This window comes from Curvibacter cyanobacteriorum (assembly GCF_028649475.1).
Taxonomy (GTDB): Bacteria; Pseudomonadota; Gammaproteobacteria; order Burkholderiales; family Burkholderiaceae_C; genus Curvibacter; species Curvibacter cyanobacteriorum.
Window position 1 is genome coordinate 62,651 of the sequence record NZ_JAQSIP010000009.1, and the last position, 26,283, is coordinate 88,933.

General features: G+C 69.0%; 22 protein-coding genes. 19 read left to right on the plus strand and 3 right to left on the minus strand.

Going from position 1 to position 26,283, the window contains the following annotated elements:
* Nucleotides 1-82: 82 nt before the first annotated feature.
* Nucleotides 83-856 carry a ferredoxin--NADP reductase gene (locus PSQ40_RS17185; protein WP_273953118.1) on the minus strand — a complete coding sequence of 258 codons (774 nt, stop codon included), beginning with the start codon at nucleotides 854-856 and terminating at the stop codon, nucleotides 83-85.
* A gap of 372 nt (nucleotides 857-1,228) precedes the next feature.
* Here PSQ40_RS17185 and PSQ40_RS17190 point away from each other — a divergent pair, with 372 nt between their 5' ends.
* The 11 genes from PSQ40_RS17190 to PSQ40_RS17240 all read left to right on the plus strand — a co-directional run bounded on the left by PSQ40_RS17190 (nucleotide 1,229) and on the right by PSQ40_RS17240 (nucleotide 15,157).
* Entirely contained in the window at nucleotides 1,229-2,881 is a 1,653-nt protein-coding gene (locus PSQ40_RS17190) for a 6-hydroxynicotinate reductase (RefSeq protein WP_273953119.1), read from the plus strand.
* A gap of 33 nt (nucleotides 2,882-2,914) precedes the next feature.
* Nucleotides 2,915-3,835: a UPF0280 family protein gene (locus tag PSQ40_RS17195; RefSeq protein WP_273953120.1), complete on the plus strand. Its 921-nt coding sequence runs from the start codon at nucleotides 2,915-2,917 to the stop codon at nucleotides 3,833-3,835.
* Between the two features lie 21 nt (nucleotides 3,836-3,856).
* Nucleotides 3,857-4,498, plus strand: coding sequence for an amino acid synthesis family protein (locus PSQ40_RS17200; RefSeq protein ID WP_273953121.1), 642 nt, complete (start codon nucleotides 3,857-3,859; stop codon nucleotides 4,496-4,498).
* A 48-nt stretch (nucleotides 4,499-4,546) separates the two neighbouring features.
* Nucleotides 4,547-5,131 carry an amino acid synthesis family protein gene (locus PSQ40_RS17205; protein WP_273953122.1) on the plus strand — a complete coding sequence of 195 codons (585 nt, stop codon included), beginning with the start codon at nucleotides 4,547-4,549 and terminating at the stop codon, nucleotides 5,129-5,131.
* Nucleotides 5,132-5,217: 86 nt separating this feature from the next.
* The gene (locus tag PSQ40_RS17210) at nucleotides 5,218-6,423 is read left to right on the plus strand and encodes an ABC transporter substrate-binding protein (RefSeq protein ID WP_273953123.1); all 1,206 of its coding nucleotides are present in this window, start codon (nucleotides 5,218-5,220) and stop codon (nucleotides 6,421-6,423) included.
* 93 nt (nucleotides 6,424-6,516) lie between these two features.
* Nucleotides 6,517-8,448, plus strand: coding sequence for an ABC transporter permease (locus PSQ40_RS17215; RefSeq protein WP_273953124.1), 1,932 nt, complete (start codon nucleotides 6,517-6,519; stop codon nucleotides 8,446-8,448).
* On the plus strand, nucleotides 8,445-9,248 hold the full coding sequence (locus PSQ40_RS17220) for an ABC transporter ATP-binding protein (protein ID WP_273953125.1): 804 nt from the start codon (nucleotides 8,445-8,447) through the stop codon (nucleotides 9,246-9,248). Before PSQ40_RS17215 ends, PSQ40_RS17220 begins: the two co-directional genes overlap by 4 nt.
* On the plus strand, nucleotides 9,245-9,991 hold the full coding sequence (locus tag PSQ40_RS17225) for an ABC transporter ATP-binding protein (protein WP_273953126.1): 747 nt from the start codon (nucleotides 9,245-9,247) through the stop codon (nucleotides 9,989-9,991). The genes PSQ40_RS17220 and PSQ40_RS17225 overlap by 4 nt, the downstream gene beginning before the upstream one ends.
* A gap of 76 nt (nucleotides 9,992-10,067) precedes the next feature.
* Nucleotides 10,068-10,796 carry a bifunctional nicotinamidase/pyrazinamidase gene (gene pncA, locus PSQ40_RS17230; RefSeq protein ID WP_273953127.1) on the plus strand — a complete coding sequence of 243 codons (729 nt, stop codon included), beginning with the start codon at nucleotides 10,068-10,070 and terminating at the stop codon, nucleotides 10,794-10,796.
* Nucleotides 10,797-10,841: 45 nt separating this feature from the next.
* Complete coding sequence (locus PSQ40_RS17235; protein WP_273953128.1) at nucleotides 10,842-11,378, plus strand: (2Fe-2S)-binding protein; 537 nt, start codon at nucleotides 10,842-10,844, stop codon at nucleotides 11,376-11,378.
* Nucleotides 11,375-15,157 (plus strand): molybdopterin cofactor-binding domain-containing protein, encoded by a 3,783-nt coding sequence (locus PSQ40_RS17240; RefSeq protein WP_273953129.1) that lies wholly within the window; start codon nucleotides 11,375-11,377, stop codon nucleotides 15,155-15,157. Before PSQ40_RS17235 ends, PSQ40_RS17240 begins: the two co-directional genes overlap by 4 nt.
* Before the next feature lie 137 nt (nucleotides 15,158-15,294).
* On the opposite strand, the gene PSQ40_RS17245 is transcribed toward PSQ40_RS17240, so the two are convergent.
* Complete coding sequence (locus PSQ40_RS17245) at nucleotides 15,295-16,551, minus strand: MFS transporter (RefSeq protein WP_273953130.1); 1,257 nt, start codon at nucleotides 16,549-16,551, stop codon at nucleotides 15,295-15,297.
* A gap of 149 nt (nucleotides 16,552-16,700) precedes the next feature.
* The gene (locus PSQ40_RS17250; protein ID WP_273953131.1) at nucleotides 16,701-18,239 is read right to left on the minus strand and encodes a YifB family Mg chelatase-like AAA ATPase; all 1,539 of its coding nucleotides are present in this window, start codon (nucleotides 18,237-18,239) and stop codon (nucleotides 16,701-16,703) included.
* Nucleotides 18,240-18,502: 263 nt separating this feature from the next.
* Here PSQ40_RS17250 and PSQ40_RS17255 point away from each other — a divergent pair, with 263 nt between their 5' ends.
* The 8 genes from PSQ40_RS17255 to glcF all read left to right on the plus strand — a co-directional run bounded on the left by PSQ40_RS17255 (nucleotide 18,503) and on the right by glcF (nucleotide 26,252).
* Entirely contained in the window at nucleotides 18,503-19,255 is a 753-nt protein-coding gene (locus PSQ40_RS17255) for a TorF family putative porin (RefSeq protein WP_273953225.1), read from the plus strand.
* A gap of 25 nt (nucleotides 19,256-19,280) precedes the next feature.
* The gene (glnK, locus tag PSQ40_RS17260) at nucleotides 19,281-19,619 is read left to right on the plus strand and encodes a P-II family nitrogen regulator (protein ID WP_273925434.1); all 339 of its coding nucleotides are present in this window, start codon (nucleotides 19,281-19,283) and stop codon (nucleotides 19,617-19,619) included.
* 37 nt (nucleotides 19,620-19,656) lie between these two features.
* A complete protein-coding gene (locus PSQ40_RS17265) occupies nucleotides 19,657-21,198 on the plus strand; it encodes an ammonium transporter (RefSeq protein WP_273953132.1) in 1,542 nt (513 codons plus the stop codon).
* A 263-nt stretch (nucleotides 21,199-21,461) separates the two neighbouring features.
* Complete coding sequence (locus PSQ40_RS17270; protein ID WP_273953133.1) at nucleotides 21,462-22,415, plus strand: SMP-30/gluconolactonase/LRE family protein; 954 nt, start codon at nucleotides 21,462-21,464, stop codon at nucleotides 22,413-22,415.
* A 102-nt stretch (nucleotides 22,416-22,517) separates the two neighbouring features.
* Nucleotides 22,518-22,991 carry a DUF7256 domain-containing protein gene (locus tag PSQ40_RS17275; RefSeq protein WP_273953134.1) on the plus strand — a complete coding sequence of 158 codons (474 nt, stop codon included), beginning with the start codon at nucleotides 22,518-22,520 and terminating at the stop codon, nucleotides 22,989-22,991.
* A 97-nt stretch (nucleotides 22,992-23,088) separates the two neighbouring features.
* Complete coding sequence (gene glcE, locus PSQ40_RS17280) at nucleotides 23,089-24,159, plus strand: glycolate oxidase subunit GlcE (protein WP_273953135.1); 1,071 nt, start codon at nucleotides 23,089-23,091, stop codon at nucleotides 24,157-24,159.
* A 33-nt stretch (nucleotides 24,160-24,192) separates the two neighbouring features.
* Nucleotides 24,193-24,969, plus strand: a complete 777-nt coding sequence (locus tag PSQ40_RS17285; protein WP_273953136.1) for a YoaK family protein — start codon at nucleotides 24,193-24,195, stop codon at nucleotides 24,967-24,969.
* A 53-nt stretch (nucleotides 24,970-25,022) separates the two neighbouring features.
* Complete coding sequence (glcF, locus tag PSQ40_RS17290; RefSeq protein ID WP_273953137.1) at nucleotides 25,023-26,252, plus strand: glycolate oxidase subunit GlcF; 1,230 nt, start codon at nucleotides 25,023-25,025, stop codon at nucleotides 26,250-26,252.
* Nucleotides 26,253-26,283: the final 31 nt, after the last annotated feature.

Here is a 26,283-nt window from a genome sequence, read left to right on the forward strand (position 1 = left end):
TCCAGAGCAAGGGATGGGCCAGCCGCCGCAACGGCGGCAAAGAAACGGGCCGACGCCCCAATGGCGCGGCCCGTGGGACCAATCACTGGTCGGCGAAGGCGCGCTCGATGACGAAGTCGCCCGGCTTGGTGGTGTTGCCTTCCTTGAAGCCACGCGCTTCCATCATGTGCTTGAGGTCGCGCAGCATTTCGGGGCTGCCGCAGATCATCACGCGGTCTTCGGCCGGGTTCAGGGCGGGCAGGCCCAGGTCGGCGGCCAGCTGGCCGTTTTCGATCACGGTGGTCACCCGGCCCTGGTTCTTGTAGGGCTCGCGCGTCACGGTGGGGTAGTACTTGAGCTGCTGGCTGACCATCTCGCCGAGGAACTCGTGTTGCGGCAGTTCCTGGGTGATGTAGTCGTGGTAGGCCAGTTCGTTGACCTGGCGCACGCCGTGCACCAGCACGACTTCCTCGAACTTCTCATAGGTCTCGGGGTCGCGGATCAGGCTCATGAACGGGGCCAGGCCGGTGCCGGTGGACAGCATGTACAGGCGCTTGGCGGGCAGCAGGTAATCAATCAGCAAGGTGCCGGTGGGCTTCTTGCCCACCACGATCTTGTCGCCGACCTGGATGTGCTGCAGGCGCGAGGTCAGCGGGCCGTCGGGCACCTTGATGCTCAGGAACTCGAGGTGTTCTTCGTAGTTGGCGCTGGCGATGCTGTAGGCGCGCAGCAGGGGCTTTTCGTTGACGCGCAGGCCAATCATCGTGAAGTGGCCGTTGGAGAAGCGCAGCGCCGTGTCGCGGGTGGTGGTGAAAGAGAAAAGGCGGTCCGTCCAGTGGTGGACCGACAGCACGGTTTCTTCAAGGAAAGCACTCATGGTGTTCAGATGACAAAGTTGAATTTAACGGGTGAAGGCAGGGCGCTTGGGGCGGGGGATTTTCCGAATTTTTCCCTGCTGGCAACTGGCTCACGCCCCTCCATTGTTCCGCAAGTTGCGGCCGCCTCCTTTTTGTGGCGCGTGCCCGGGCTCTGCGCAGGGGCACCGAAGCGGGGCGTGATGGGCTTTGTGCATCAAATCGGGGCTCCTGGTGCCCCCATTTTGGGAGCTGAAAAATACCATTGCGGGGCTGCAGTGAATACGCTACATTGACCTCCAATGTAGTGAACGCCACATTTTTATTAAGTGGATGCTACACAAAATGAAATGGCTGCACAAGCCGATTTTTGCCCCACAACCAAGCCTTCAGAGATGACTGAACACACCAAGACCGATGGATTGCCCGGACTCGATGCGCCGGGGTTGCCGCAGGTGCTGGAGCGGGCTCGCCCCCGCAATGAGCGCATGAACAGCGCCAAGGTGGAGTGCAACGCCTGCCCGGTGCTGTGCCAGATCTCCGAGGGCCGATCGGGCGCCTGCGACCGCTACGCCAACCACGGCGGCACCCTGGTGCGCCTCGATCCGGTGGTGGTGCTGCGGCGCAGTCTGGAGGCCGGTGAGGCCACGCTGGTGCCCTTTGCCGGCCGGGCCGAAGCCGCCCCTGCGGACAGTGCTGCTGAAGCGGTTGAGTCGGTTGATGCCAGCGCGTCGGTTGCGCCGCCGCCGGCCTGGTCGGGCGACCTGCTGCACAGCGAGCAGGTGTTTGTCACGGGCGTGGGCTCGTCCACCACCTACCCGGACTACAAGCCCGCGCCCTTCATTGTCGGCTCCCGGCAGCAGGGGGTGGACATGGTCACCGTGGTCACCGAGGGCATTTTCAGCTACTGCAGCTTCAAGGTGAAGATCGACACCGACCGCTTCCTGGGCCCGGAGCAGGCCAATGTGCGCTGCAAGGGCGAGGTGGTCGGCCACGTCACCACCGCTGAGTATGGTTCGCAAATGTTGTCGCTCGGCGGGGTGCATCACCTGACCGGGGGCAGCAAGAAAGAGGGACGCATCACCGCCGAGATGATGCAGGCGCTGGGCAACAAGCAGGCGGTGGAGTTCACCATCGACGGCGGCTCGCAGATCGTCATCCAGGCCGGGCGCGCGCCCATCGTCAACGGCGTCGAAGAGCAGCGCATGCGGGTCGGTTGCGGCTCGGCGGCGGTGGGCATCTTTGCGCGCCAGTTCTTTGGGCTGGTGGACGAGGTGGTGGTGGTCGACGACCACATCACCGGCGTGCTGACCGAGCACCAGGCCGGGCGCTGCCTCGACATGAAGCCCTCGGGCATTTCGATGCGCGGTCGCAAGTCCACGCCGGGGCGCTACTTTCAGGTCGCCAACCCGGGCAACGGCTGGGGCGGCACCGACATTGCCGACCCGCTGTCCATCCTGGACCCCTGGGACCCGGCCGTGGCCTGGCCAGGCCTGCGCCTGCTGATGACGTCCACCACCGGTGAGCACGCCAGTTGGTACGTGCTGGACGCGCAGCTGCAGCCGGTCGAGACCGAGATGCCCGCCGAGGTGCGCCGCATCGTCGACCGCATCGGCGAGAACTGCGAGCCCTCGCTGTCCACCGTGTTGTTCCTCGCGGGGGCTGGCGGCAGCCTGCGCGCGGGCGTGACCGAAAACCCGGTGCTGCTGACCCGCTCGATCAAGCAGGCGCTGGTCAACGTCACGGTCGGCGGTGCGCCGGCCTACGTCTGGCCCGGCGGTGGCATCACCGTCATGGCCGATGTGCTGCGCATGCCCGACAACAGCTTTGGCACCGTGCCCACACCGGCCATCGTGGCCCCGATCGAGTTCAGCCTGCGGCGCAGCGACTACGAGGCCCTGGGCGGCCACATGGGGCAGATCCGGGGCTTGCAAGACGTGCTGCAGCGGGGCGCCTGGCACAACGAAGGGGCGCCGCAAGCGCTGCAATGGCTGACCCTGCCCGAGGTCAACCCCTGGCCGCTGGGGCAAGCGCCGCTGCTGGGTTGAACCGAGCGTCACCCCCCCACCCACCCCGCGCCCATGCACGCCACCCGCCACCCGCTGCCCGACGCCCGCTGGCATTTCCAGCATGGCCCGATCGACCTCGTGATCGGGGCCGAGGGCGAGGCCGGGGCCGTCGCGGCGGCCCACGAGCGCGCCTGGCAACGTTTCGAGCCGCTGCTGCCCGAACTGGTGGCCGAGTTGCCCGCCTTGCGCCAGCCGGTCGGCACCCACTGCCCACTGCAGGGCCCGGTGGCGCGCCGCATGTGGCAGGCCTGCCAACCCCTGGCCCAGCAGTTCATCACCCCGATGGCGGCGGTTGCCGGCGCGGTGGCGCAGGAGATCGTGGCCGCCTACGCGGTGCCGGGCGTGCGCCGTGCCTGGGTCAACAACGGGGGCGACATCGCCCTGCACCTGCAGCCCGGTGAGCGCGTCCGCATTGGCTTGTACGCGGACCTCGCGCGCCTGGACGCCCGCCAGTGTGTCGAGGGCCTGCAACTCGACGGTCAGATGGCGCTGGCCGCCGAGTGGCCGGTGCGCGGCGTGGCCACCAGTGGCTGGCGCGGGCGCAGCCACTCGCTGGGCATCGCCGACAGCGTCACCGTGCTGGCGGCCACCGCGGCCCAGGCCGACGCGGCTGCCACCGTGATCGCCAACGCGGTCGATGTGGCGCATGCCGGCATCGTGCGGGTGCCCGCCTGCGAGTTGCGCGACGACAGCGACCTGGGCCACCGGCCAGTCACCGTGCAGGTGCCGCCGCTGCCGCCCGACCTGCTTCGCCAGGCTTTGCATCAGGGCTTGAAAAAAGCTGAAGAATTGCGGGCCTCAGGGCTGGTATGGTTCGCCTTGTTGACCTGCCAGCAGCAGGCGGTCAGCACGGCCCGACCGCCCGGGGTGGACGCCCTGGCGCACCGCCCTCAGCCCAGCGCCCAGAATTCAGTTGGTTCAGTATTTGCTTAATGAAATGCACAGGCACCAGACATGATCGACATCCGACGCGTTTTTACCCATGTTGAAGAAATCCGGCACGAATTCGGGCCGCCCGCGGCGGTGCCGCTCCAGCGTGGTGCCATCGGTGCGGTGCTGACCAACCCGTTCGCGGGCCGCTATGTGCAGGACATCCTGCCCATGATGGACGCGCTGCAGGCGGTGGGCATCGACATGGCGCAGCGACTGCGCGCCGCCATGGACGTGCCGGTCGAGCGCATTGAAGGCTATGGCAAGGGCGCCATCATCGGCGCCGCCGGCGAGCTGGAGCACGGCGCGCTGTGGCATGTGCCCGGCGGCTACGCGATGCGCGAACTGCTGGGCTGGAAGGGCGACCGCGATGCCTATAAAAAAGGCGCTGCCGAGGTCAAGACCGGGCAGCCTGGCAATGCGCTGTCCATCGTGCCGTCGACCAAGAAGGTGGGCGGCCCGGGCGCGGCCCTCGATGTGCCGCTGACCCACATCAACGCCAGCTATGTGCGCAGCCACTTTGATGCGATCGAGGTGCGGGTGCCCGGCGCGCCGCTGCCCGATGAAATCGTCTTCATCCTGGCCATGAGCACCGGCCCGCGCGTGCATGCCCGCGTCGCAGGCCTGGCCGCCAGCGCCATCAGCCAGTGGGATGGCCTGCGCTGAGCGCGGCCCCACCGACCCCAACGACAACCGATTCAAGGAAGCAGAGACATGAGTGCCAACATCCGCAAAATCATCGTGCAGGTGGACGAAGTCCGCGTCGAGATGGGCCAGGCCGTGAACCCCCCGGTGCGCAAGGCGCTGGCCATGGCGGTGATCGACAACCCGTTTGCCGGGCGCTACGAAGAGAACCTCGATGCGCTGGTGGCGATTGGCGAAGAGCTCGGTGGCCTGCTGGGCCGCCGCTGCGTGCAAGCCCTGGGCATCGAGCCCGGCCAGGCCCACAGCTATGGCAAGGCCGCCATCGTGGGCGAGGCTGGCGAGTTGGAACACGCCGCCGCCATCCTGCACCCCAAGCTTGGCGCGCCGCTGCGCGAAGCGGTTGAAAAGGGCGCTGCCCTGGTGCCCTCGTCCAAGAAGCGTGGCGGTCTGGGCACCGCCATCGACGTGCCGCTGGGCCACAAGGACGCCGCCTACGTGCGCAGCCACTTTGACGCCATGGAGGCGCGGGTCGCTGACGCCCCGCGCGCCAACGAGATTGTGGTGGCCGTGGTGGTCACCGACAGTGGCCGCCCGCTGCCCCGCATCGGGGGCCTGCAAGCCCACGAGATCAAAGGCCAGGACGGCCTGCGCTGAGGCCCGGCCCCCGCGCCCCGACACCCGAACCAAAATACCCCCCGCTCCCGCTCAACTCTTCACCCCCACCCACAGGAGTGCTTCCCATGCCGCTGCCCCCCTCCCTCATGCGCGCCACCGCCCTGGCTGCCCTGGCCACCAGCCTGGGCCTGGCCCACGCTGACAACGTCATCAAGATCGGTGAGATCAACAGCTACAAGGCGCAGCCCGCCTTCCTCGAGCCCTACAAGAAGGGCATGGAACTGGCGATCACCGAAATCAACGCCGGTGGTGGCCTGCTGGGCAAGAAGGTCGAGCTGATCACGCGCGACGACAACGCCAACCCGGGCGACGCCGTGCGGGCCGCCGAGGAGCTGCTGTCGCGTGAGAAGGTGGACGTGCTGACGGGCTCCTTCCTGTCGCACATCGGTCTGGCCCTGACCGACTTCGCCAAGCAGAAGAAAGTGTTCTTCCTGGCGGGCGAGCCGCTGACCGACAAGATCGTCTGGCAAAACGGCAACCGCTACACCTACCGCCTGCGCCCCTCGACCTACATGCAGGTGGCCATGCTGGTGCCCGAGGCCGCCGCGCTGAAGAAAAAGCGCTGGGCCCTGGTCTACCCCAACTACGAGTACGGCCAGTCGGCGGCCGCCACCTTCAAGACCCTGCTCAAGGCGGCCCAGCCCGATGTCGAGTTCGTGGCCGAACAGGCGCCGCCGCTGGGCAAGGTCGATGCCGGCAGCGTGGTGCAGGCGCTGGCCGATGCCAAGCCCGATGCGGTGTTCAACGTGCTGTTCGGCGCTGACCTGTCCAAGTTCGTGCGCGAGGGCAACACACGGGGCCTGTTCCAGGGCCGTGAAGTGGCCAGCCTGCTGACCGGTGAGCCCGAGTACCTCGACCCGCTGAAGGACGAAAGCCCGAACGGCTGGATCGTCACCGGCTACCCCTGGTACGGCATCCAGACGCCGGAACACAAGACCTTCCTGGCCGCCTACCAGGCCAAGTTCAACGACTACCCGCGCCTGGGCTCGATCGTCGGCTACAGCGCTATCAAGTCGCTGGCCGAAGGCATCAAGAAGGCCGGCTCCACCGACACCGAGAAGCTCATCACGTCCTTCAAGGGCCTGCAAGTGCCGACCCCGTTTGGCCGCATCACCTACCGCCCCGAAGACAACCAGTCGACCATGGGCGGCTACATCGGCCGCACCAAGAACGAAGGCGGCAAGGGCGTGATGGTGGACTACCGCTACCTCGACGGCGCCAAGTTCCAGCCGACCGCGGAAGAAGTCAAGAAGCTGCGTCCCGCCGACTGACACGGCGCTGTTTTGACGGCGTTCCGGACGGCAGTCCGGGCGCCGCTGTGGCCGCCCGCCTGATGGGCGGGGCACTTCCCTAAAGGATTTGGCATGGGTGTTTCGAGCTTTGTGGTGCAGCTGCTCAATGGGCTGGCGGGGGCGTCCTCGCTGTTCCTGGTGGCGGCGGGCCTGTCACTGATCTTCGGGGTCACGCGCATCGTGAACTTTGCGCACGGCTCTTTCTTCATGGTGGGCATCTACCTCGCGTACAGCCTGGTCGAGCGCCTGGGCTCGAGCCTCGGGTTCTGGCCCTCCCTGGTGCTGGCGGCGATCATCACCGGGGTCCTGGGGGCCTTGGTGGAGATGGTGCTGCTGCGCCGCATTTACAAGGCGCCTGAGCTGTTCCAGTTGCTGGCCACGTTTGCGCTGGTGCTGGTCATCAAGGACGCCGCGCTGTGGCTCTGGGGCCCCGAAGAGCTGCTGGGCCCGCGCGCCCCGGGCCTGTCGGGCTCGGTCGACATCTTGGGCCGCAATTTCCCGGCCTATGACCTGTTCCTGATCGTGGTCGGCCCGCTGGTGCTGGGGGCCCTGACCCTGCTGCTCACGCGCACCCGCTGGGGCACCCTGGTGCGCGCCGCCACGCAAGACCGCGAGATGGTCAGCGCGCTCGGCGTCAACCAGGCCTGGTTGTTCACCGCGGTGTTTGCGCTCGGTGCGCTGTTGGCGGGCCTGGGCGGTGCGCTGCAACTGCCGCGCGAGCCCGCCACGCTGGAGATGGACCTGCACACCATTGGCGCCGCCTTTGTGGTGGTGGTGGTGGGCGGCATGGGCTCGATCCCGGGCGCCTACGCGGCCGCGCTGCTGATCGCCGAAGTCAAGGCGATCTGCATCTGGCTGGGGGTGGTGGACGTGTTCGGGGTCAGTGTGTCGTTCTCCAAGCTGACCCTGGTGGTCGAGTTCCTGGTGATGGCCGTGGTGCTGGTGGTGCGGCCCTGGGGCCTGATGGGCAAGCCCCAGGCCAACAGCCGCCACACCGGTCTGGCCGAGGCGCCGCTGCGCCACCCGGGGCGCTGGTTCAAGCTCGGCGGGGCCGCGCTGATGGCGGCCCTGGTGCTGCTGCCCTGGCTCACGGCCGGTTCGCCCTACCTGTCGGTGCTGATGATCGACCTGATGATCGCGGCCCTGTTTGCCGCCAGCCTGCACTTCATCATGGGCCCGGCCGGCATGCACTCGTTTGGTCACGCGGCCTACTTTGGTCTGGGCGCTTACGCCGCGGCGCTGCTGGTGCGCTCGGCCGGCATCCCGATGGAGCTGGCCCTGGTGCTGGCACCCCTGGCCGCTGCCGTGGGCGCGCTGATTTACGGCTGGTTCTGTGTGCGCCTGTCGGGCGTTTACCTGGCCATGCTGACGCTCGCGTTCGCGCAGATCACCTGGGCCATCTGTTACCAGTGGGACGGCTTCACCGGCGGCAGCAACGGCCTCACCGGGGTCTGGCCGGCACCGTGGCTGTCGAACAAGCTCAACTACTACTACCTGACCCTGGTGCTGGTCACGGTGGGCGTGCTGCTGCTGCGCCGCGTGCTGTTCTCGCCCTTTGGCTATGCGCTGCGCGCGGGCCGTGACTCGGCCTTGCGGGCCGATGCGATTGGCATCGACGTCAAGCGCATGCAGTGGGTGGCGTTCATCATTGCGGGCGGCTTTGCTGGTTTGGGCGGGGCCTTGTTTGCCTTCTCCAAGGGCAGCATCTCGCCCGAGGCATTGGCCGTGGGCAAGTCGGTGGACGGCTTGGTGATGGTGCTGCTGGGGGGCATTCAAACCCTGTCGGGCCCGGTGGTGGGGGCCGTCACCTTCACCTGGCTGCACGACACCGTGGCGCGCAACACCGACTACTGGCGCGCCATGCTGGGCGCCATCATCTTGCTGCTGGTGCTGCTGTTCCCGCAAGGCATTGCGGGCTCGATCAAGCACCTGATCGAGTCCTGGCAGGAGCGCCGCCGCCAGGCCGCGCCCAGCGTCCCCAGCGCCACCAAGGAGGTCGCATGAGTCTGTTGAAAGTTGCCGGTCTGGGCAAGGCCTTTGGCGGCGTCAAGGCCGTGGACGGCATCCACTTCGAGCTGGCCGCGGGCGAGCTGCTGGCGCTGATCGGCCCCAACGGCGCGGGCAAGTCGACCACCTTCAACATGGTCAACGGCCAGTTGCCCGCGGACAGCGGTTCCATCCTGCTCAACGGGCAGGAACTGGTCGGCCGCAAGCCGCGTGACATCTGGCGCATGGGCGTGGGCCGTACCTTCCAGATCGCCGAGACCTTTGCCTCGCTCAGCGTGGTGGAGAACGTGCAGATGGCCTTGCTGTCGGTCGACGACCGTCTGTTCTCGTTCTGGCGCAACGCCTCCGACCACAAGCGCGACGAGGCGCTCGACTTGCTGGCCCAGGTGGGCATGCGGGCCCAGGCCGATCGCCCCTGCAGCGAGCTGGCTTATGGCGACGTCAAGCGGGTCGAACTTGCGATTGCGATGGCCAATTCGCCCAAGCTGCTGCTGATGGACGAGCCTACCGCGGGCATGGCCCCCAAAGAGCGCAATGACCTCATGGCGCTGACCAAGCAGCTGGTGGTGGACCGCGGCATGGCCGTGCTGTTCACCGAGCACAGCATGGACGTGGTGTTCGCCTACGCCGACCGCATGATCGTGCTGGCCCGTGGCCGCCTGATCGCCGAGGGCAAACCCCTCGAACTGCGCGACCACCCCAAGGTGCAGGAGGTGTACTTCGGCTCCGGCAAGACCTTTGAGAAAAACCAGGCCGCCGAGCGCGTGGCCCCGACCCCGGTGGAGTCTGTTGCATGAGTGCTGTCGCCCCTTCTTCCGCTCCCCTGTTGCAGGCCAAGGGCCTGGCGGCCTGGTATGGCGCGGCGCAAATCCTGTATGACGTGGACCTTGAGGTGCGGCGTGGCGAGGTGGTGGCCTTGATGGGCCGCAACGGCGCCGGCAAGTCGACCACCCTCAAGGCCTTGATGGGCATGCTGGCCAAGCGCCGCGGCCAGATCACGTTCATGGGCCACGACCTGTCGCGCAGCGAACCGCACACCGCGGCGCGCCTGGGCCTGGGCTTTGTGCCCGAGGACCGGCGCATCTTCACCGACCTCAGCGTGACCGAGAACCTGGCCGTGGGCCGCCAGCCGCCGCGCCGTTGGCCCGATGGCAGCGCCGCGCCCGAGTGGACACCCGAGCGCCTGTTCAAGCTGTTTCCCAACCTCGGCGAGATGCAGCAGCGCCCCGGCGGTCGCATGAGTGGTGGCGAGCAGCAGATGTTGACGGTAGCGCGCACCCTGATGGGCAACCCCTACCTGGTGCTGCTCGATGAACCCTCCGAGGGCGTGGCCCCGGTGATCGTCGAGCAGATGGCGCACATGATCCTCGAGCTCAAATCGCAGGGCGTGAGCATCCTGCTGTCCGAGCAGAACATGCACTTTGCCGAGCTGGTGTCGGACCGTGCCTACGTGCTCGAAAAAGGCCAGATCCGCTACCAGGCCAGCATGGCCGAACTGGCCGAGAACGAGGCCGTGCGCCGGGCCTACCTGAGCGTGTGAACACGGCACGGCTTCTGCTTGAGGCTGTGCGCTTTCATGTGGTCCCGTCTGTGCTTTCAACTTAAGGAGTGATGCCATGTCTTCGATCCCTCAGCGCCGTCAGTTCTTGCAGTCCGCCGCCCTCATGGGGCTGGCTGGCGGCGTCTTGTCTCACCCGGTCTGGGCGGCCGGCCTCAAGCCTGGTGCCGACAGCGCTCTCATCGTGGTCGACGTGCAGAACTGCTTTGTGCCCGGCGGCACGCTGCCGGTGGCCAAGGGCGACGAGGTGGTGCCGGTGATCAACCGCATCGCCGCCGCGTTTGAAAACGTGGTCGTCACGCAGGACTGGCACACGCCGGCCCACGCCTCGTTTGCCAGCAGCTACGAAGGCAAGAAGCCCTTCGAGTCGACCAAGCTGTCCTATGGCCAGCAGGTGCTGTGGCCCGACCACTGCGTGCAGGGCACCGACGACGCCGCGCTGCACAAAGACCTCAAGGTGCCGCAGGCGCAGATCATCCTGCGCAAAGGCTTCCACAAGCATGTGGACAGCTACTCCGCGTTCGAAGAAGCCGACCGCAAGACCGCCACCGGCCTGGCGGGTTACCTGAAGGCGCGTGGCATCAAGACCGTCTACGTGACCGGGCTGGCGACCGACTTCTGTGTCGCCTGGACCGCGCTGGACGCGCGCCGCCTGGGCTTCAAGACCTATGTGGTCGAAGACGCCTGCCGTGCCATCGACCTCAATGGCTCGCTGGCCGCGGCCTGGAAGCAAATGAGCGCCAAGGGCGTCAAGCGCATCCAGTCCAGCGACATCGTGCTGGCCTGATTCGCCCCTCCCAGCTGACCGCACTGTCGCCCCAGGCCTCCCTCCATGACCGGCCGCGCCGCCCCCTGCACCCACCTCAGCGTCAACGGCCAGCGTTGTGAGCTGCCCGTGGATTCGACGGCGCTCACCCTGCTGCACCTGCTGCGCAATGACCTGGGCCTCAACGGGCCCAAGTACGGCTGTGGCCTGGGCCAGTGCGGTGCCTGCACCGTGCTGGTCGATGGGGTGGCGGCGCGCGCCTGCGTGATCCCGGCCACGGGCGTGGCGGGCCGCGACGTCACCACGCTGGAGGGCCTGGCCCCGCCCGGCCAGTGGCACCCGGTGCAGCAGGCCTTTGTCGACGAGCAAGCCGCCCAGTGCGGCTACTGCCTGAACGGCATGGTGATGATGGCCGCGGCTTTGCTGGCGCGGCAGCCCCAGCCCAGCGAGGCTGACATCCGGCGCGAGCTGTCGCACAACCTGTGCCGTTGCGGCACCCACCTGTCCATCCTGCGCGCGGTGCAGCGCGCTGCCGAGCGCATGTCGCGCTCGTGCGCGCCGGCCGCCCCGGCCCCGGCGGCGGCCCCCAGATCCGCCCCATGAGCGCCCAGCCGACCCCCACCGCAGCCGCGGCGTCCTGTGCGCCGCGCCGCGCCACCCTGCCGCAAACCCGGGCTGATTTTTGGGCCGCCCGCGGTGTGTTGCTGGTCTGGCGCGACCCGCCCCCAGCGCCGCCCCCGGTCAAGGGCCAGCCCGCCCTGGTCAGCAGCAACCCCGCCGAAGGCCCCGAGCTGTTGCTGGCGCTGTGGGACGACGGCAGCGTCACCGCGCTCAGCGGCCATGTGGACCTGGGCACCGGCATCCGCACCGCGCTGGCCCAGATCGTGGCCGAAGAGCTGGACCTGCCGCTGAGCGCGCTGCACATGGTGCTGGGCGACACCCCGCGCGCGCCCAACCAGGGCGCCACCATCGCCAGCACCTCGATCCAGATCCATGCCCAGCCGCTGCGCCTGGCGGCGGCCCAGGCGCGGCAGTGGCTGCTGGCGCAGGCGGCCCAGCGCTGGTCGCTGCCGCCCGAGGCGCTGGCCATCACCCCCGGTGAAGTGTCGGTGCGCGCCGAACCCGAGCGCCGCCTGCCCTGGGCCGAGCTGTTGGCCGGGCCCGCGCAGTCGCTGCGCCTGGACCCCGACACCCCGCTCAAGCCCCGCGCCGATTACCACACGGTGGGCCAGTCCGCGCCGCGCCTGGACATCCCGGCCAAGGTCAGCGGCGAGCTGATTTTTGTCCACGACATGCGCGTGCCCGGCATGCTGCACGGGCGCGTGGTGCGCCCGCCCTACGCGGGTGCCGACCACGGCGACTTCATTGGCAACACGCTGGAGTCGGTGGACGAAAGCTCGGTCGCCCACATCCCCGGCCTGCGCGCGGTGGTGGTCATCCGCGACTTTGTCGGGGTGGTGGCCGAGCGCGAAGAGCACGCCGAACAAGCCCTGCGCGAACTGCGTGTGCGCTGGAAAACCTGGCCCGGCTTCCCCGACCAGTCCCACCCCGAGGCGGTGCGCCAGGCCATCCGCAACAACCCCGCCACCCAGCGCCGCCTGGTGGACGAGGGCGATGTCGATGCCGCGCTGGCCGGCGCCGCCCAGCCCATGGCGCGCACCTATGTCTGGCCCTACCAGCTGCACGGCTCGATCGGCCCTTCGTGCGCGGTGGCCGACTGGCGCGCCGACGAGGGGGGGGCCGGGCCGCGCATGACGGTTTGGGCCGGCACGCAAAACCCCCATGTGCTGCGCGCCGACCTGGCCCGGCTGATGGGCCTGCCCGACGTCGCCATCGACCTGATCCGCATGGAGGCCGCCGGCTGTTACGGCCGCAATGGCGCCGACGATGTGGCCGCCGACGCGGCCCTGCTGTCGCGCGCGGTGGGGGCCCCGGTGCGGGTGCAGCTGACGCGCGAGCAAGAGCACCTGTGGGAGCCCAAGGGCACGGCCCAGCTCATGCAGGTGCGCGGGGGCCTGAACGCCGACGGCTCGGTGGCCGGCTACGACTTCGAAACCTCCTACCCCAGCAACGGCGCGCCCACCCTGGCCCTGCTGCTGACCCGCACGGTCGAGCCGCTGGCCCAGGCCTACGAAATGGGCGACCGCACCGCCCGCCCGCCGTACGACTACAGCGACCTGCGGGTGGCGGTGAACGACATGCCGCCGATCATCCGCGCCTCCTGGCTGCGCGGGGTGTCGGCCTTGCCCAATTCATTTGCGCACGAGTCCTTTGTCGACGAGCTGGCCACCGCGGCCGGGGTTGACCCGGTCGCGTTTCGCCTGCAGCACCTGAGCGACCCGCGCGCCATCGAGTTGGTGCAGTCCACGGCCGAGCGCGCCGGCTGGCGCCCGCGCACCGGCCCCACGCGGCGCCGCGACGGCGACTGGCTGCAAGGCCAGGGCTTTGCCTATGCGCGTTACGTGCACAGCAAGTGGCCCGGCTTTGGGGCCGCCTGGGCCGCCTGGGTGGCCGATGTCGAGGTCAACCAGGTCACGGGCGAGGTGCACGTCAAGCGCGTGGTGGTGGGCCACGACGCGGGCCTGGTGGTCAACCCGGCAGGCATCGAGCAACAGATCCAGGGCAATGTGCTGCAGACCACCAGCCGGGCCTTGAAAGAGCAGGTGCAGTTCGAGCCGCTGACACCGCGCCCCACGCCGGCCGAGGCCCCGGCCCCAGGGCCGTTGGTGGCCGCGCCGCAGACCCTGGCCAGCCGCGACTGGGGCAGCTACCCGATCCTGAGCTTTCGCGAGGTGCCGGTGGTCGAGGTGCTGCACATGCCGCGCCCCGGCGAGGCCCCGCTGGGGGCTGGCGAGTCGGCCTCGGTGCCCGGCACCGCGGCCATCGCCAACGCCATCTTTGACGCCACGGGCGTGCGTTTTCGCGCGCCGCCTTTCACCCCCGAGGTGGTCCGCGCCGCACTCAACCCCTTGCCCGCTCCCGGCGGCCCGGACGGCCCTCAGCGACCTGACGCAGCCCCCCCGGGCGCCCGGGCCATGCCCCCCGGCGAGCCCGCTGTGGCCTGGCCTGCGGACGCGGTGGCCCCGCGTCCACGCCGCCGCTGGGCCCGCGTGGGGGCGCTGCTGACCGCGGCCGTGGGCATCACGCTTGGCCTGCTGGGCGCGCGTTCGGCGATCGCGCCGGTGCAGCCCGCCAGCGGCTCCATCTACACCGAGGCCACGCTGGAGCGTGGGCGCCTGCTGGCCGCCGCCGGCGACTGTGCCGTCTGCCACACCGCGCCGGGCGGGGTGCCCAACGCCGGCGGGCGGGCCATGGACACGCCGTTCGGCACCATCTACACCACCAACCTCACGCCCGATCCCGACACGGGCCTGGGCCGCTGGTCTTTCAGCGCCTTCCAGCGCGCGATGCGCGAGGGTGTCTCGCGCGACGGCCACCACCTGTACCCGGCCTTCCCCTACACCTCGTTTGCCAAGATGAGCGACGAGGACCTGACCGCGCTGTACGCCTGGCTCATGGCCCAGCCCCCGGTGCCGGCCCAGGTGCCCCAGACCCAGCTGGCCTTCCCGTTCAGCCTGCGCCCGCTGATGGCCGGCTGGAACGCCCTGTTCCACGACCCCCGCCCCTGGCAGCCCGAGCCCGGCCGCTCGCCCGAATGGAACCGCGGCGCCTACCTGGTGCAGGGCGTGGGCCACTGCGGCGCCTGCCACACCCCGCGCAACGCGTTGGGCGCCGAGCGCGGCGGCCCGGCCTACTTGTCGGGCGCGCTGGTGGACGGCTGGGAGGCGCCCGCGCTGACCGCCCTGTCGCGTGCGCCCGTGCCCTGGACCCAGGCCTCGCTCTACCAGTACCTGCGCCACGGCCACAGCGCCGAGCACGGCAGCGCCAGCGGCCCCATGGCCCCGGTGGTGCGCGAGCTGGCGGCCTTGCCCGACGCCGATGTGCAGGCCATGGCCACTTACCTGGCCAGCTTCAACCCGCCCACCCCCGACGCACCGGCCCAGGCCCAACGCCAGGTGGCCCAGGCTGCCGCCCGCGCACCGTTGGCCAGCACGGCCTCGCGGCTGTTTGACGGTGCCTGCGCCGCCTGCCACCACGACGGCGACGGCCCGCGCCTGTTGGGGGTCAATGTGCCGCTGGCGCTGAACAGTAACCTGCACAGCGCGCGGCCCGACAACCTGCTGCAGGTCATCGTGCATGGCCTGCGCCAGCCGGCGGCGCCCGCCCTGGGCTTCATGCCGGCCTTTGGCGACACCTTCAGCGACGCCCAGATCACCGAGCTGGCCGGCTACCTGCGCCAGCGCTTTGCGCCCGACCAGCCGGCCTGGACCGATGTGCCCGCCGCGCTGGCGCGGGTGCGCGCTTCGCCCGCCCACCCCTGAGGTGCGGCCGCCCGGCGAACGGTGCCGGGTGGGGGCCGGGCCGGCGCTTGCTGGCCTCATGCGGGTGTGCGCCGTCAGTCCCCCCGAGACGTGGGCGCACCGGCCCGGGCGGGGCCGGTGGTGGCGGGGCCCCGGCCTCAGGCCCCCGCAGGGCCCGGCTGAGCCGCGTGGGCGCGCAAATGCAGGCGCTGCGCCTGCACCAGGGCCAGCACCGCGATCACGGCCACCGCCAGCAGGCACAGCAGGCCGTTGCGGTAGCCGGTGTCGGCCTGCCACATGAGGCCCAGCAGCAGTGGCGCCGAGGCGCGCGCCAGCGCACTGGGCACGCCCAGCGCGCCATTCAAGGTGGCCGCGTGCTCGCGGCTCACGTACTGCGCGATCGCCGTGCCCTTGACGATGGTCAGCATGCCGTTGCCCAGGCCATAGAGCGCCGCGAACAGCCAGGCCATGGCGGTCATGCCGTGGCCCAACAGCAAGATCACCAGGCCCAGCGGAATCAAGCAGGGAATCAGCCGGTTGGCCAGGTGCACGTCAAAGTGCTTTTCAAAGAAGAACAGCAGCAAGCGCCCCAGCACCTGCACCACCCCCATGCTGGCGGGCAGGGCCACCACCCAGGCCGGAGACAGCCCGCTTTCGCGCAGCAGCGGCACCATGTGGGCGGGCACCGCCGTCGTGACCGACATCAGCAGCACGCTGAAACACGCCACCAGCCAAAAGGTGGGGCGGCGCATCAGTTGGGCCACGCCCTCGCCGGTTGAAACCGCCGCGGGCCCGGCCGGGCGGGGCCCGCGCGGGGCCGGGGGCGGTGCGTCGCGCAGCAGGTGCAGGTGCAAGGGCAGGCAGATCAGCAACTGCAGGCCACCGAGCCAGACCACGGCCTGGCGCCAGCCCTGGTGGTTGATCAACCAGTCGGTCAGCGGGATGAACACCGTGCTGGCCAGTCCGCCCAGAAAGGTCAAGGTGATGATGGCGCGGCGGAAGTCGTGGGGGTAGCGCCGCGTCACCACCGCGAACGAGGGCATGTAGAGCGCGCAGGCCATGCCCGCGCCCAGCAGGGCCCAGACCGCATAAAAGCCCGCCAGGCTGTTCACCTGGCTGTGCAGCAGCAGGCCCGCGGCCAACAACAATGAGCCACCCGCCATCACCCGGCGTTCCAGCCCGCGGTCGATCCAGCGGCCCACGGGCCAGGCCATCAGGCCCTCGACCAGCAGGGCCAGGCTGAAGGCCAGCGAGGACTCGGCGCGGCCCATGCCCAGGTCGCGCTCCAGGGGCTCCATCAGCAAAGCGAAGCCGTAGAACACGCTGCCCCAGCTGATCAGTTGCGGCAGGGACAGCCAGGCGACAAAACGGACGCGTTGGGCCTCGGAGGCGGCAGAGGGCTGGGAAGCAGGCACGGCAGCGGGCATGGGTCAGGACAAAGGGGCGTTCGCAGGCCCCGGGCGGCAAAGCCTGTCAGTGTGCCCGCCGGCCGCGCTTTTGTCGCCCCATGGCTGTCCAGCAGGCGTCAGTGCGAGAGCGCCGACCGCCTGTGGCCCAGGCCCGGTCAGGCGCCTTGGCCCGGGCCACGCCGGTACTGCACCGCCTCGGCCAGGTGGGGAATGTCCAGGTCGGGCGCCCCGGCCAGGTCGGCGATGGTGCGCGCCACCCGCAGCACCCGGTGCAGGCTGCGCGCCGACCAGCCCAGGCGCTGGGCCACGGCCTCCATGAACGGTTGGCCCTCGGGGCTCAGCCGGGCGTGTTGCGCCAGCGCCTGGCCGGCCAGCTGCTGGTTCGCCACGCCCTGGCGTTGCAGGGCCCGGTCGCGCGCGGCCTGCACCCCGTCGCGCACCTCGGCACTGCTGGCGCTGGCGGGCGCGCGCAGCAACTCGGCCGGGCTCAGGGCGTTCAGCGTCACATGCAGGTCGATGCGGTCCAGCAGCGGCCCACTGAGCCGGCCTTGGTAGCGCGCAATCTGGTCCGGGCTGCAGCGGCAGGCGCCCTGGCGCGAGCCGTGGTAGCCGCAGGGGCAGGGGTTCATCGCCGCCACCAATAAAAAGCGGGCGGGGTAATCGGCCTGCCGCGCCGCGCGCGAGATGGTGATGCGCCCGGTCTCCAGCGGCTCGCGCAGGGCTTCGAGCGCGGCCCGCGGGAACTCGGGCAACTCGTCCAGGAACAGCACGCCGTGGTGGGCCAGCGAGATTTCGCCGGGGCGGGGCGGCGACCCGCCCCCCACCAGGGCCACCGCACTGGCCGTGTGGTGCGGTTGCCGGGTGGGGCGCACGGCCCATTGGTCGAGCGGGAAGTGGCGCTCCAGGCTGCGCAGGGCTGCGCTTTCCAGCGCCTCGTCCAGCGTCATGCGCGGCAGCAGGCCCGCCAGGCGCTGGGCCAGCATCGATTTGCCCGCGCCGGGGGGGCCGCACATCAGCAGGCTGTGGCCGCCCGCGGCGGCGATTTCCAGGGCGCGCCGCCCACCCGCCTGCCCTTTGACATCGCTGAGGTCGGGGTAGTGGGGCGCTGCGGCCAGGGGCTGGCCGCTCACCCGAACCCAGCCTGGCCCTGGCTCCTCCGGGGGCGCTTCGGCGTTGGGCAGGGCAAAGGCCTGCACCACGTCCAGCAGGTGCTGCGCGCGCCAGACTTCGGCGCCCGGGGCCAACGCGGCTTCTTCGGCACTGCCGGGGGGCAACACCAGGCGCGTGGCCTGGCCGCCGTGGCGCAGTGCCAGGCTCATGGCCAGTGCGCCGCGCACGGGCCGCAGCGCGCCTGACAAGGACAGCTCGCCGGCGAACTCATAACCCGCGAGCCGGGCGCCGTCGATCTGCCCGCTGGCCGCCAGCAGGCCCAGCGCCATGGGCAGGTCGAAGCGGCCTGAATCCTTGGGCAGGTCGGCGGGGGCCAGGTTGACGGTGATGCGCTGGTTGTGCGGGAACACCAGCCCCGCGTTCTGCAGCGCCGAGCGCACGCGCTCGCGCGCTTCCTTGACTTCCACGTCGGCCAGGCCGACCAGCGTGAAACTCGGCAGCCCATTGGCCAGATGCACCTCCACGGTGACCGACACGGCCTCGAAGCCCAGCAGGGCCCGACTTTGCACCAAAGAAAGACTCATGTGCACTGCGCTCCCAATTCAATAGCCCCCAGATGGGTGCATTGGGACCCAGATCGGCGTACGCTGCGCTCAATTGCACCAAATTTGTGCATTTGTCACCGTTGAGTAACAAATGAGGCGACCGTTTTGGGGCGCCGCTCAGGGGGCTGGGGGCGCCGTGCAGGCTTTCAAGTGGGTTGGCATGAAGTCTGCATAAGCTGAACCGTCAACCCGATGATTTTTTTTAACAGGAGAACTCTGTGAAACTCGACGCCAAAAAAACAATGATCCTGGCTGCCCTGGCCGTGGCTGGTGCTTCTGCGTTTGCCCAGACGGCGCCCGCGGCTGCCCCTGAGAGTACCCTGGCGTTCAACGTCAGCGTAGCTTCTGAATACCGTTATCGTGGCATTTCCCAAACCCGTTTCAAGCCGGCGCTGCAAGGTGGCGTTGACTTCACCCACTCGAGCGGCTTCTACGTCGGCGCCTGGGGCTCCACCATCAAGTGGATCAAGGACGCTGGTGTCATCGCTTCGACCCCCGTCAAGGGCCCGGTCGAGCTGGACCTGTACGCTGGCTACCGCGGTGAGATCGTCAAGGACGTGGCCTATGACGTCGGCTACCTGCGTTACCAGTACCTGAACAACACCTACCGCAACGTGTCGGGCGCCAACGCCAACACCGACGAGCTGTATGGCGCCATCACCTACAGCGTGGTCACCGCCAAGTACTCGCACAGCACCTCCAACCTGTTCGGTACCCCCAACAGCAAGAACAGCGGCTACCTCGACGTGTCGGCCACCTTCGACCTGGGCAACGGCCTGACCCTGGTGCCCCACATTGGCCGCCAATTGGTCAAGAACAACGGCTTCTACTCGTACACCGACTACGCCCTGACCTTGAACAAGGACCTGGGCAACGGCTTCGTGGTGTCTGGCGCCCTGCAAGGCACCGACGCCAAGTCCGGCGCTTATGTCTCGCCCACCGGCAAGAACCTGGGTCGCGACGGTCTGGTCGTGAGCGTGAAGTACAACTTCTGATCCGCGCCCCGCACTAGGAGATCGCATGAAACTCGTTACCGCCATCATCAAGCCGTTCAAGCTGGACGAGGTGCGTGAAGCACTGTCGAGCATGGGTGTGCAAGGCATCACCGTCACGGAAGTGAAGGGCTTTGGTCGCCAAAAAGGCCACACCGAGCTGTACCGCGGCGCTGAATACGTCGTTGACTTCCTGCCCAAGGTGAAGATCGAAGCCGCCGTGGCCGACGACCTCGTCGAGCGCGTCATTGAAGCGGTCGAATCCGCCGCGCGCACCGGCAAGATCGGTGACGGCAAGATTTTCGTGTACGACCTGGAGCAGGTGGTGCGCATCCGTACCGGCGAAACCGGCAAAGAGGCCCTGTAAGCGAGACCCCGGTCCTGCCCTCAAGAAAGTCAAAACCATGAAAAAACTCTTAGCAACACTTGCACTGGGTTTCGGTCTGATGTTCGCCGGCAACGCCGTGCTCGCCCAGGCCCCCGCTGCGCCCGCTGCAGAAGCCCCGGCTGCCACGGCACCGGCGGCTGATGCCAAGGCCGACGCCAAGCCGGCCGACGCTGCTGCCCCCGCTGCCGCTGCGGCAGCCCCTGCCGATGCCGCTCCGGCACCGGTGCCCAACAAGGGCGACACCGCCTGGATGATGGTCTCCACCCTGCTGGTCATCTTGATGACCGTGCCGGGCCTGGCCCTGTTCTACGGTGGCCTGGTGCGCAGCAAGAACATGCTGTCCGTGCTGATGCAGGTGATGGTCACCTTCTCGCTGATCGTGGTGCTGTGGTTCGTTTACGGCTACAGCCTCGCGTTCACGGAAGGCAGTGCCTTCATCGGCGGCTTCGATCGCCTCTTCATGAAGGGCGTCTGGGACAACGCAGCCGGCACCTTCGCCAACGCGGCCACCTTCAGCAAGGGCGTCGTGATTCCGGAGATCGTGTTTGCCGCCTTCCAGGCCACCTTCGCCGGCATCACCTGCGCGCTGATCGTCGGTGCCTTCGCTGAGCGCATCAAGTTCTCCGCCGTGCTGATGTTCATGGTCCTGTGGTTCACCTTCAGCTACGCGCCGATCGCCCACATGGTCTGGTTCTGGATGGGTCCGGACGCCTACACCGCCAAGGAAGTGGTGGACGAGATGACCGGCAAGGCCGGCCTGATCTGGCAATGGGGCGCGCTCGACTTCGCCGGCGGTACCGTGGTGCACATCAACGCCGCTGTGGCTGGCCTGGTGGGTGCTTTCATGGTCGGCAAGCGCATCGGCTACGGCAAGGAATCGATGGCGCCTCACAGCCTGACCCTGACCATGGTCGGCGCCTCGCTGCTGTGGGTGGGCTGGTTCGGTTTCAACGCCGGCTCCGCGCTAGAAGCCAACGGCTTCGCTGCCCTGGCCTTCATCAACACCTTGGCCGCCACCGCTGCCGCTGTGCTGTCCTGGTCCGTGGGCGAAGCCCTGCACAAGGGCAAGGCTTCGATGCTGGGTGCTGCTTCGGGTGCTGTGGCCGGTCTGGTCGCTGTGACCCCGGCCGCTGGCAACGTCGGCATCGGCGGTGCCCTGGTCATCGGTCTGCTGGCAGGTTTCATCTGCCTGTGGGGTGTGACGGGTCTGAAGAAGCTGCTCGGCGCTGACGACACCCTGGACGTGTTCGGCGTGCACGGTGTGGGCGGCATCCTGGGTGCCCTGCTGACCGGCGTGTTCAACTCGCCTTCCCTGGGCGGCCCCGGCTTCGTGGCTGACTGGGTCACGGCCACCGGCGTCACCGCCGCTGACTACTCGATCGCTTCGCAAGTCTGGGTGCAAGCCAAGGCCGTGCTGCTGACGGTGGTCTGGTCGGGCGTGGTTTCCTTTATCTCCTACAAGGTGGTGGACCTGACCATCGGCCTGCGCGTCAGTGAAGAAGACGAACGCGAAGGCCTGGACATCACCTCGCACGGCGAAACGGCCTACAACCGTTGAGCCACCATGGCCGGGGGGGCGTAGCTGCCCTGCGACCCTCCGGTGCGTTTTTTCAGTGAGAGTCTCCCTTGGATATTGGGCCCGCTTCGGCGGGCCCTTTTTTTGGCCCCAACACCCGACCTTCGGGCCTCTGTGCTGCCCCAGCGCCGAGCAGGCACAATCAAATCCCCCACCAAGCCCTGGCGTTCAGGCCTGGCACCCTGGCCCGGGAGGGTCCAGCGGCGCTGCGGTCCCAGGCCATCGCCACAGACCAAGGAGCCCGCATGAGCCACGTCCCCACGCTTGAACTCGATTGGCATGCCCTGAGCCCCGAGCGCGACGCGCTGGGCGAGTCGCCGTTCTGGCACCCGACCGAGCAACGCCTGTACTGGGTCGACATCCCGGGCCAGGCGGTGTTGCGCCAGGACCCGGTCACCGGGTGGCGCGAGCGCTGGGACCTGCCGTCCGAGCCGGGCTGCATCGCGCCGGCGCGGGCGGGTGGGCTGGTGATCGCGCTGCGCGACGGCATGTACCGCGCCCGCGACTGGGGCGGCCCGCTGCACTGCCTGGTGCGTTTCACCCACGACCCCCGCACCACCCGCTTCAATGACGGCAAATGCGACCCCCTGGGCCGCTTCTGGGGTGGCACCATGTACGAACCGCGCGACCGCTGCCAGGGCGAGCTTTACAGCCTGGACGCGCGCGGCGGCCGGCGCCCCGAAGTGCAGTTGCAGGCGCTCAACAACGTGGTCTCCAATGGCCTGGCCTGGTCGCCCGATGGCCGCACCCTCTACTGGGCCCACACGGCCGCCCACCGCATCGACGCCTGGGACTGGAATGCGGGCGCCAATGTGCTGACCCGGCATCGGGTGTTTGCGCAGTGGCCCGGCAAGCCCGATGGCTACCGGGCCGACGATTGGGCGGGGGCGGCGCGCTACGGCGGGCGCCCCGACGGCGCGGCGGTCGATGCCGAAGGCTGCTACTGGAGCGCCCAGTTCGAGGGCGGACGCCTGCTGCGCCTAGCCCCCAGTGGCGAGTGCCTGGCCCAGCTGCCGCTGCCGGCCCGCTGCCCCACCATGCCCTGTTTTGGGGGGCCGGACGGCCGCACGTTGTATGTCACGACGGCCTCCAAAGGGCGCCCCGAGGGGGAGCTGGCGCATTGGCCGGAGAACGGTCGGGTGTTGGTGGCACGCGTCGAGGTGCCCGGCTTGCCGGTGAATTTCTTCGAGGAAATGTAAGTCCTGTCCCGCCGGACGAGGGTGGTTTACAGACCGGCTTGCGGGCCGCCTCGGACGATGAAGAATGGCCACCATGTGCCCCGTGGCCCCTTCACCGTTCGCATGAAACCCAAGCTGTTTGCCCAATTGCGCCCGCGCCAGCCCCTGAGCGCGCTCATCCTGGCCCTGGACGACGACTGGCGCCCACCCGAACCCCAGGACCAGGGCGGCATCTGGGGCGTCAACCACGGCTGTTTCGCCCGCATCGACGTGCAGCAGCAGCTCGGGGTGGTGGGTTTTTACCGTGCCTTCCCGGGTGCGTTCAGCTTCGAGGGCCTGTCCTTGGGCATGTCGCTGGCCGCGGCCCGTGCGCACCGACCCACCCTGACCCCCGCCGCGCTGCCGCCAGGGCAGCCGGTGCAGCTCACCGAGTACCGCGACCTGACAGCCGCCGGCGACCTGCTGCGGGTGCGCTTTTTCCGCCGCCAACTGGTGGGCTTGGAGTTGGAATGCCCAGGGCGGGTCTACCCCGGCGCCCTGGCCGAGGCGCCCGCCGACCCATCGGGCCCGGGGCTTGAGCAGGTCTGGGGCGGCTGAGCCCCGGCCGCCCCATCATTTTTTGCACGCTGAAGATTCAAAAAATTCAGGTCCGGGGCCTGCTGCAAATGCGGCCGGTCGCCTTACCATCGATGAGATGGAGACTGCCCTGCAAACCCTGATCGAACGCATCCGCGCCGCCGCCGATGCGGCCACCCCGCTGCGCATCCGTGGCGGCGGCACCAAAGACTTCTATGGCCAGGCCCTGCACGGGCAGGTGCTCGACACCCGGGGCCTGAGCGGCATCAGCGCCTACGAGCCCAGCGAGCTGGTGGTCACCGTGGGGGCGGGCACGCCGCTGGCGGAGCTCGAGGCCACCCTGGCCGCGCACGGCCAGTGCCTGCCCTTTGAGCCGCCGCACTTCGGCCCCGGCGCCACCGTGGGTGGCATGCTGGGCGCGGGGCTGGCGGGCCCGGCCCGCGCCAGCGTGGGCAGCGTGCGCGACTATGTGCTGGGCCTTGAGATGGTCAACGGCAAGGCAGAGCACCTCACTTTTGGCGGCCAGGTCATGAAGAACGTGGCGGGTTACGACGTGTCGCGCCTGCTCGCCGGGGCCCTGGGCACGCTGGGCCTGGTGACGTCGGTGTCGCTCAAGGTGCTGCCGGTGCCGGTGGCCGAAGCCACGCTGCGCTTCGCCTTCGACGAAGCCTCGGCGCTGAAGAAGCTCAACGAATGGGCGGGTCAGCCGCTGCCGCTGAACGCCTCCTGCTGGCTCGATGGGCAGTTGACCGTGCGCCTGCGCGGCGCGGTGGCCGCGGTGCAGTCTGCGGGCCAGCGCCTGGGCGGGGAGCGGCTCAACGACGCCGAGGCCACGGCGTTCTGGCAGTCGCTGCGCGAACAGACGCATCCCTTTTTTACCCTGCAAGGCGAAGACTCCTTGTGGCGGCTGTCGGTCCCCGACACCGCCGTTCCCCTGCAACTGGGCCCGACCCTGATCGAGTGGGGCGGGGCCCAGCGCTGGGTCAAGGCGCCGTCCGAACAGGCCAAACGCCTGCGCCACCACACCGTCAGCGTGGGCGGCCACGCCACCCGCTTCCGCGGCCCGGACCCGGCACTGGAGGTCTTCACCCCGCTGTCGCCGCCGCTGGAGCGCATCCAGCGCAGCCTCAAGCAGCAGTTCGACCCGGTGGGCCTGTTCAGCCACGGGCGCCTGTACCGGGGCTGGTGAGCCCGCCGTCAGGCCACCGCCCCAGCCACCGCCATGCGCCGCCTGCGTCACCTCACGGGTCTGCACCGCACCCCGTCCATCAACCGCATGCTGGGCTTTTTGCTGGCCTTCAATGCGGGGGCGATCAACGCCGGGGGCTTTCTGGTGGTGGGCATGTACACCTCGCACATGTCGGGCTTTGTCTCCATGCTGGCCGACCACCTGGTGCTGGGCAACCTGTTGCTGGTGGTGTCGGCCTGTGGCGTGCTGCTGTCGTTCACCTGCGGCGCGGCGGTGACCGCCTTGCTGGTCAACTGGGCCCGGGTGCACCACCTGCGCAGCGGCTACGCGCTGCCCCTGTTGCTGGAAGCTTTGTTGATGCTGTTGTTCGGCCTCATCGGCGGCACGCTGAACCACCAGACCCCGTTTGCGGTGCCGGTCACGGTGCTGTTGCTGGCCTTCATCATGGGCTTGCAGAACGCGGTGGTGAGCAAGATGTCCTCGGCCCAGATCCGCACCACCCACATGACCGGGGTGTTGACCGACCTGGGCATCGAACTGGGCAAATTGGTCTACTGGAATGGCCGCACGCCGGCCCCGGTTCTGGTGCGCGCCAACCGCCACCGGCTGCGCCTGCTGGGCACCCTGCTGGGCCTGTTCACGGTCGGCGGGGTGGTGGGGGCGGCGGGTTTCAAGCACATCGGTTTCATCTGGGTGCTGCCGCTGGCCGCCGTGTTGCTGTTGCTGTCCCTGCCCCCGCTGCTGGGCGATCTGCGGCGCCTGGGGCGGATGCTGGAGCCCGAGGCCCCCGGCCCCGCCAAGGGGCCCTGAGCCGCGCCGTGGCCCCGAGGCCGTTTTTTGAATTTGTTTTGTGAGTCCCGACCATGCAAACCCACCTCGCTCCCCAGTACCAGGACAGCGCCGCCGGCCGTGAGGCCGAGGCCATTCTGCGCAAGTGCGTCCATTGCGGCTTCTGCACCGCCACCTGCCCGACCTACCAGTTGCTGGGTGACGAGCTCGATGGGCCGCGTGGCCGCATCTACCTGATCAAGCAGGTGCTCGAGGGCCAGACCCCGACGCGCAAGACCCAGTTGCACCTGGACCGCTGCCTGACCTGCCGCAACTGCGAAAGCACCTGCCCCAGCGGCGTGCAATATGGACACTTGGTCGACATCGGGCGCCAGATCGTGGACGAGCAGGTGCCGCGCCCCACCGGCGAGAAGGCGGTGCGCTGGCTGCTCAAAGAAGGCCTCAGCTCGCCGCTGTTTGGACCAGCCATGAAGCTGGGCCAGAGCGTGCGCGGTCTGCTGCCGCCGACCCTGCGTGCCAAGGTGCCGCTGCCGCAGGACGCGGGCCGCTGGCCCAGCCGCTCGCATGCCCGCAAGGTGCTGATGCTGGCCGGCTGCGTGCAGCCCGCCATGTCGCCCAACATCAACAGCGCCACCGCCCGCGTGCTGGACGCCGCCGGCATCGAAGCCGTGCTGGCGCCCAAGGCCGGCTGCTGTGGCGCCGTCAAGTTCCACCTCAACGACCAGGCCGGCGGCCTGGCCCAGATGCGCGCCAACATCGACGCCTGGTGGCCCCTGGTGGCCAGCGGTGAAGTCGAGGCCCTGGTCATGAACGCCTCGGGCTGCGGTGTCACCGTCAAGGACTACGGCCACCAGCTGCGCGACGACCCGGACTACGCCGACAAGGCGGCCCGCATCAGCGCCCTGACCCGTGACCTCAGCGAGCTGCTGCCCGACCTGGTGCCGTTGCTGCAAGACCGCCTGCGCGCGGCGCCCAAGGGCGTCGTGGCCTACCACCCGCCATGCACCTTGCAGCACGGCCAGCAGCTGCGCGGTGGGGTCGAAAAGCACCTGGGCGCGCTGGGCTTCCAGGTGCAGCTCACGCGCACCGAATCCAACCTGTGCTGCGGCTCGGCCGGTACCTATTCGGTGCTCAACCCCGACATTTCGTACGAACTGCGCGACCGCAAGGTGGGCCACCTGGAGGCCCTGCAGCCGGAGGTCATCGTCAGCGCTAACATTGGCTGCATCACCCACCTGCAAAGCGGCACCGCGACCCCGGTGCGGCACTGGGTCGAGGTGCTGGACGAGGCCTTGCAGGCCTGAACGGCCCCCCGTGGCCGGCCCGCGGGGGCGC

Bases quoted from the DNA above. Each gene is read 5' to 3' on its own strand.
- PSQ40_RS17215 (WP_273953124.1), top strand. From the start codon at position 6,517: ATGGGTGTTTCGAGCTTTGTGGTGCAGCTGCTCAATGGGCTGGCGGGG.
- PSQ40_RS17285 (WP_273953136.1), top strand. From the start codon at position 24,193: ATGCGCCGCCTGCGTCACCTCACGGGTCTGCACCGCACCCCGTCCATC.
- PSQ40_RS17205 (WP_273953122.1), top strand. From the start codon at position 4,547: ATGAGTGCCAACATCCGCAAAATCATCGTGCAGGTGGACGAAGTCCGC.
- PSQ40_RS17255 (WP_273953225.1), top strand. From the start codon at position 18,503: ATGATCCTGGCTGCCCTGGCCGTGGCTGGTGCTTCTGCGTTTGCCCAG.
- PSQ40_RS17220 (WP_273953125.1), top strand. From the start codon at position 8,445: ATGAGTCTGTTGAAAGTTGCCGGTCTGGGCAAGGCCTTTGGCGGCGTC.
- pncA (WP_273953127.1), top strand. From the start codon at position 10,068: ATGTCTTCGATCCCTCAGCGCCGTCAGTTCTTGCAGTCCGCCGCCCTC.
- glcF (WP_273953137.1), top strand. From the start codon at position 25,023: ATGCAAACCCACCTCGCTCCCCAGTACCAGGACAGCGCCGCCGGCCGT.
- glnK (WP_273925434.1), top strand. From the start codon at position 19,281: ATGAAACTCGTTACCGCCATCATCAAGCCGTTCAAGCTGGACGAGGTG.
- PSQ40_RS17265 (WP_273953132.1), top strand. From the start codon at position 19,657: ATGAAAAAACTCTTAGCAACACTTGCACTGGGTTTCGGTCTGATGTTC.
- PSQ40_RS17210 (WP_273953123.1), top strand. From the start codon at position 5,218: ATGCCGCTGCCCCCCTCCCTCATGCGCGCCACCGCCCTGGCTGCCCTG.
- PSQ40_RS17200 (WP_273953121.1), top strand. From the start codon at position 3,857: ATGATCGACATCCGACGCGTTTTTACCCATGTTGAAGAAATCCGGCAC.
- PSQ40_RS17225 (WP_273953126.1), top strand. From the start codon at position 9,245: ATGAGTGCTGTCGCCCCTTCTTCCGCTCCCCTGTTGCAGGCCAAGGGC.
- PSQ40_RS17250 (WP_273953131.1), bottom strand. From the start codon at position 18,239: ATGAGTCTTTCTTTGGTGCAAAGTCGGGCCCTGCTGGGCTTCGAGGCC.
- glcE (WP_273953135.1), top strand. From the start codon at position 23,089: ATGGAGACTGCCCTGCAAACCCTGATCGAACGCATCCGCGCCGCCGCC.
- PSQ40_RS17190 (WP_273953119.1), top strand. From the start codon at position 1,229: ATGACTGAACACACCAAGACCGATGGATTGCCCGGACTCGATGCGCCG.
- PSQ40_RS17235 (WP_273953128.1), top strand. From the start codon at position 10,842: ATGACCGGCCGCGCCGCCCCCTGCACCCACCTCAGCGTCAACGGCCAG.
- PSQ40_RS17270 (WP_273953133.1), top strand. From the start codon at position 21,462: ATGAGCCACGTCCCCACGCTTGAACTCGATTGGCATGCCCTGAGCCCC.
- PSQ40_RS17240 (WP_273953129.1), top strand. From the start codon at position 11,375: ATGAGCGCCCAGCCGACCCCCACCGCAGCCGCGGCGTCCTGTGCGCCG.
- PSQ40_RS17195 (WP_273953120.1), top strand. From the start codon at position 2,915: ATGCACGCCACCCGCCACCCGCTGCCCGACGCCCGCTGGCATTTCCAG.
- PSQ40_RS17275 (WP_273953134.1), top strand. From the start codon at position 22,518: ATGAAACCCAAGCTGTTTGCCCAATTGCGCCCGCGCCAGCCCCTGAGC.
- PSQ40_RS17185 (WP_273953118.1), bottom strand. From the start codon at position 856: ATGAGTGCTTTCCTTGAAGAAACCGTGCTGTCGGTCCACCACTGGACG.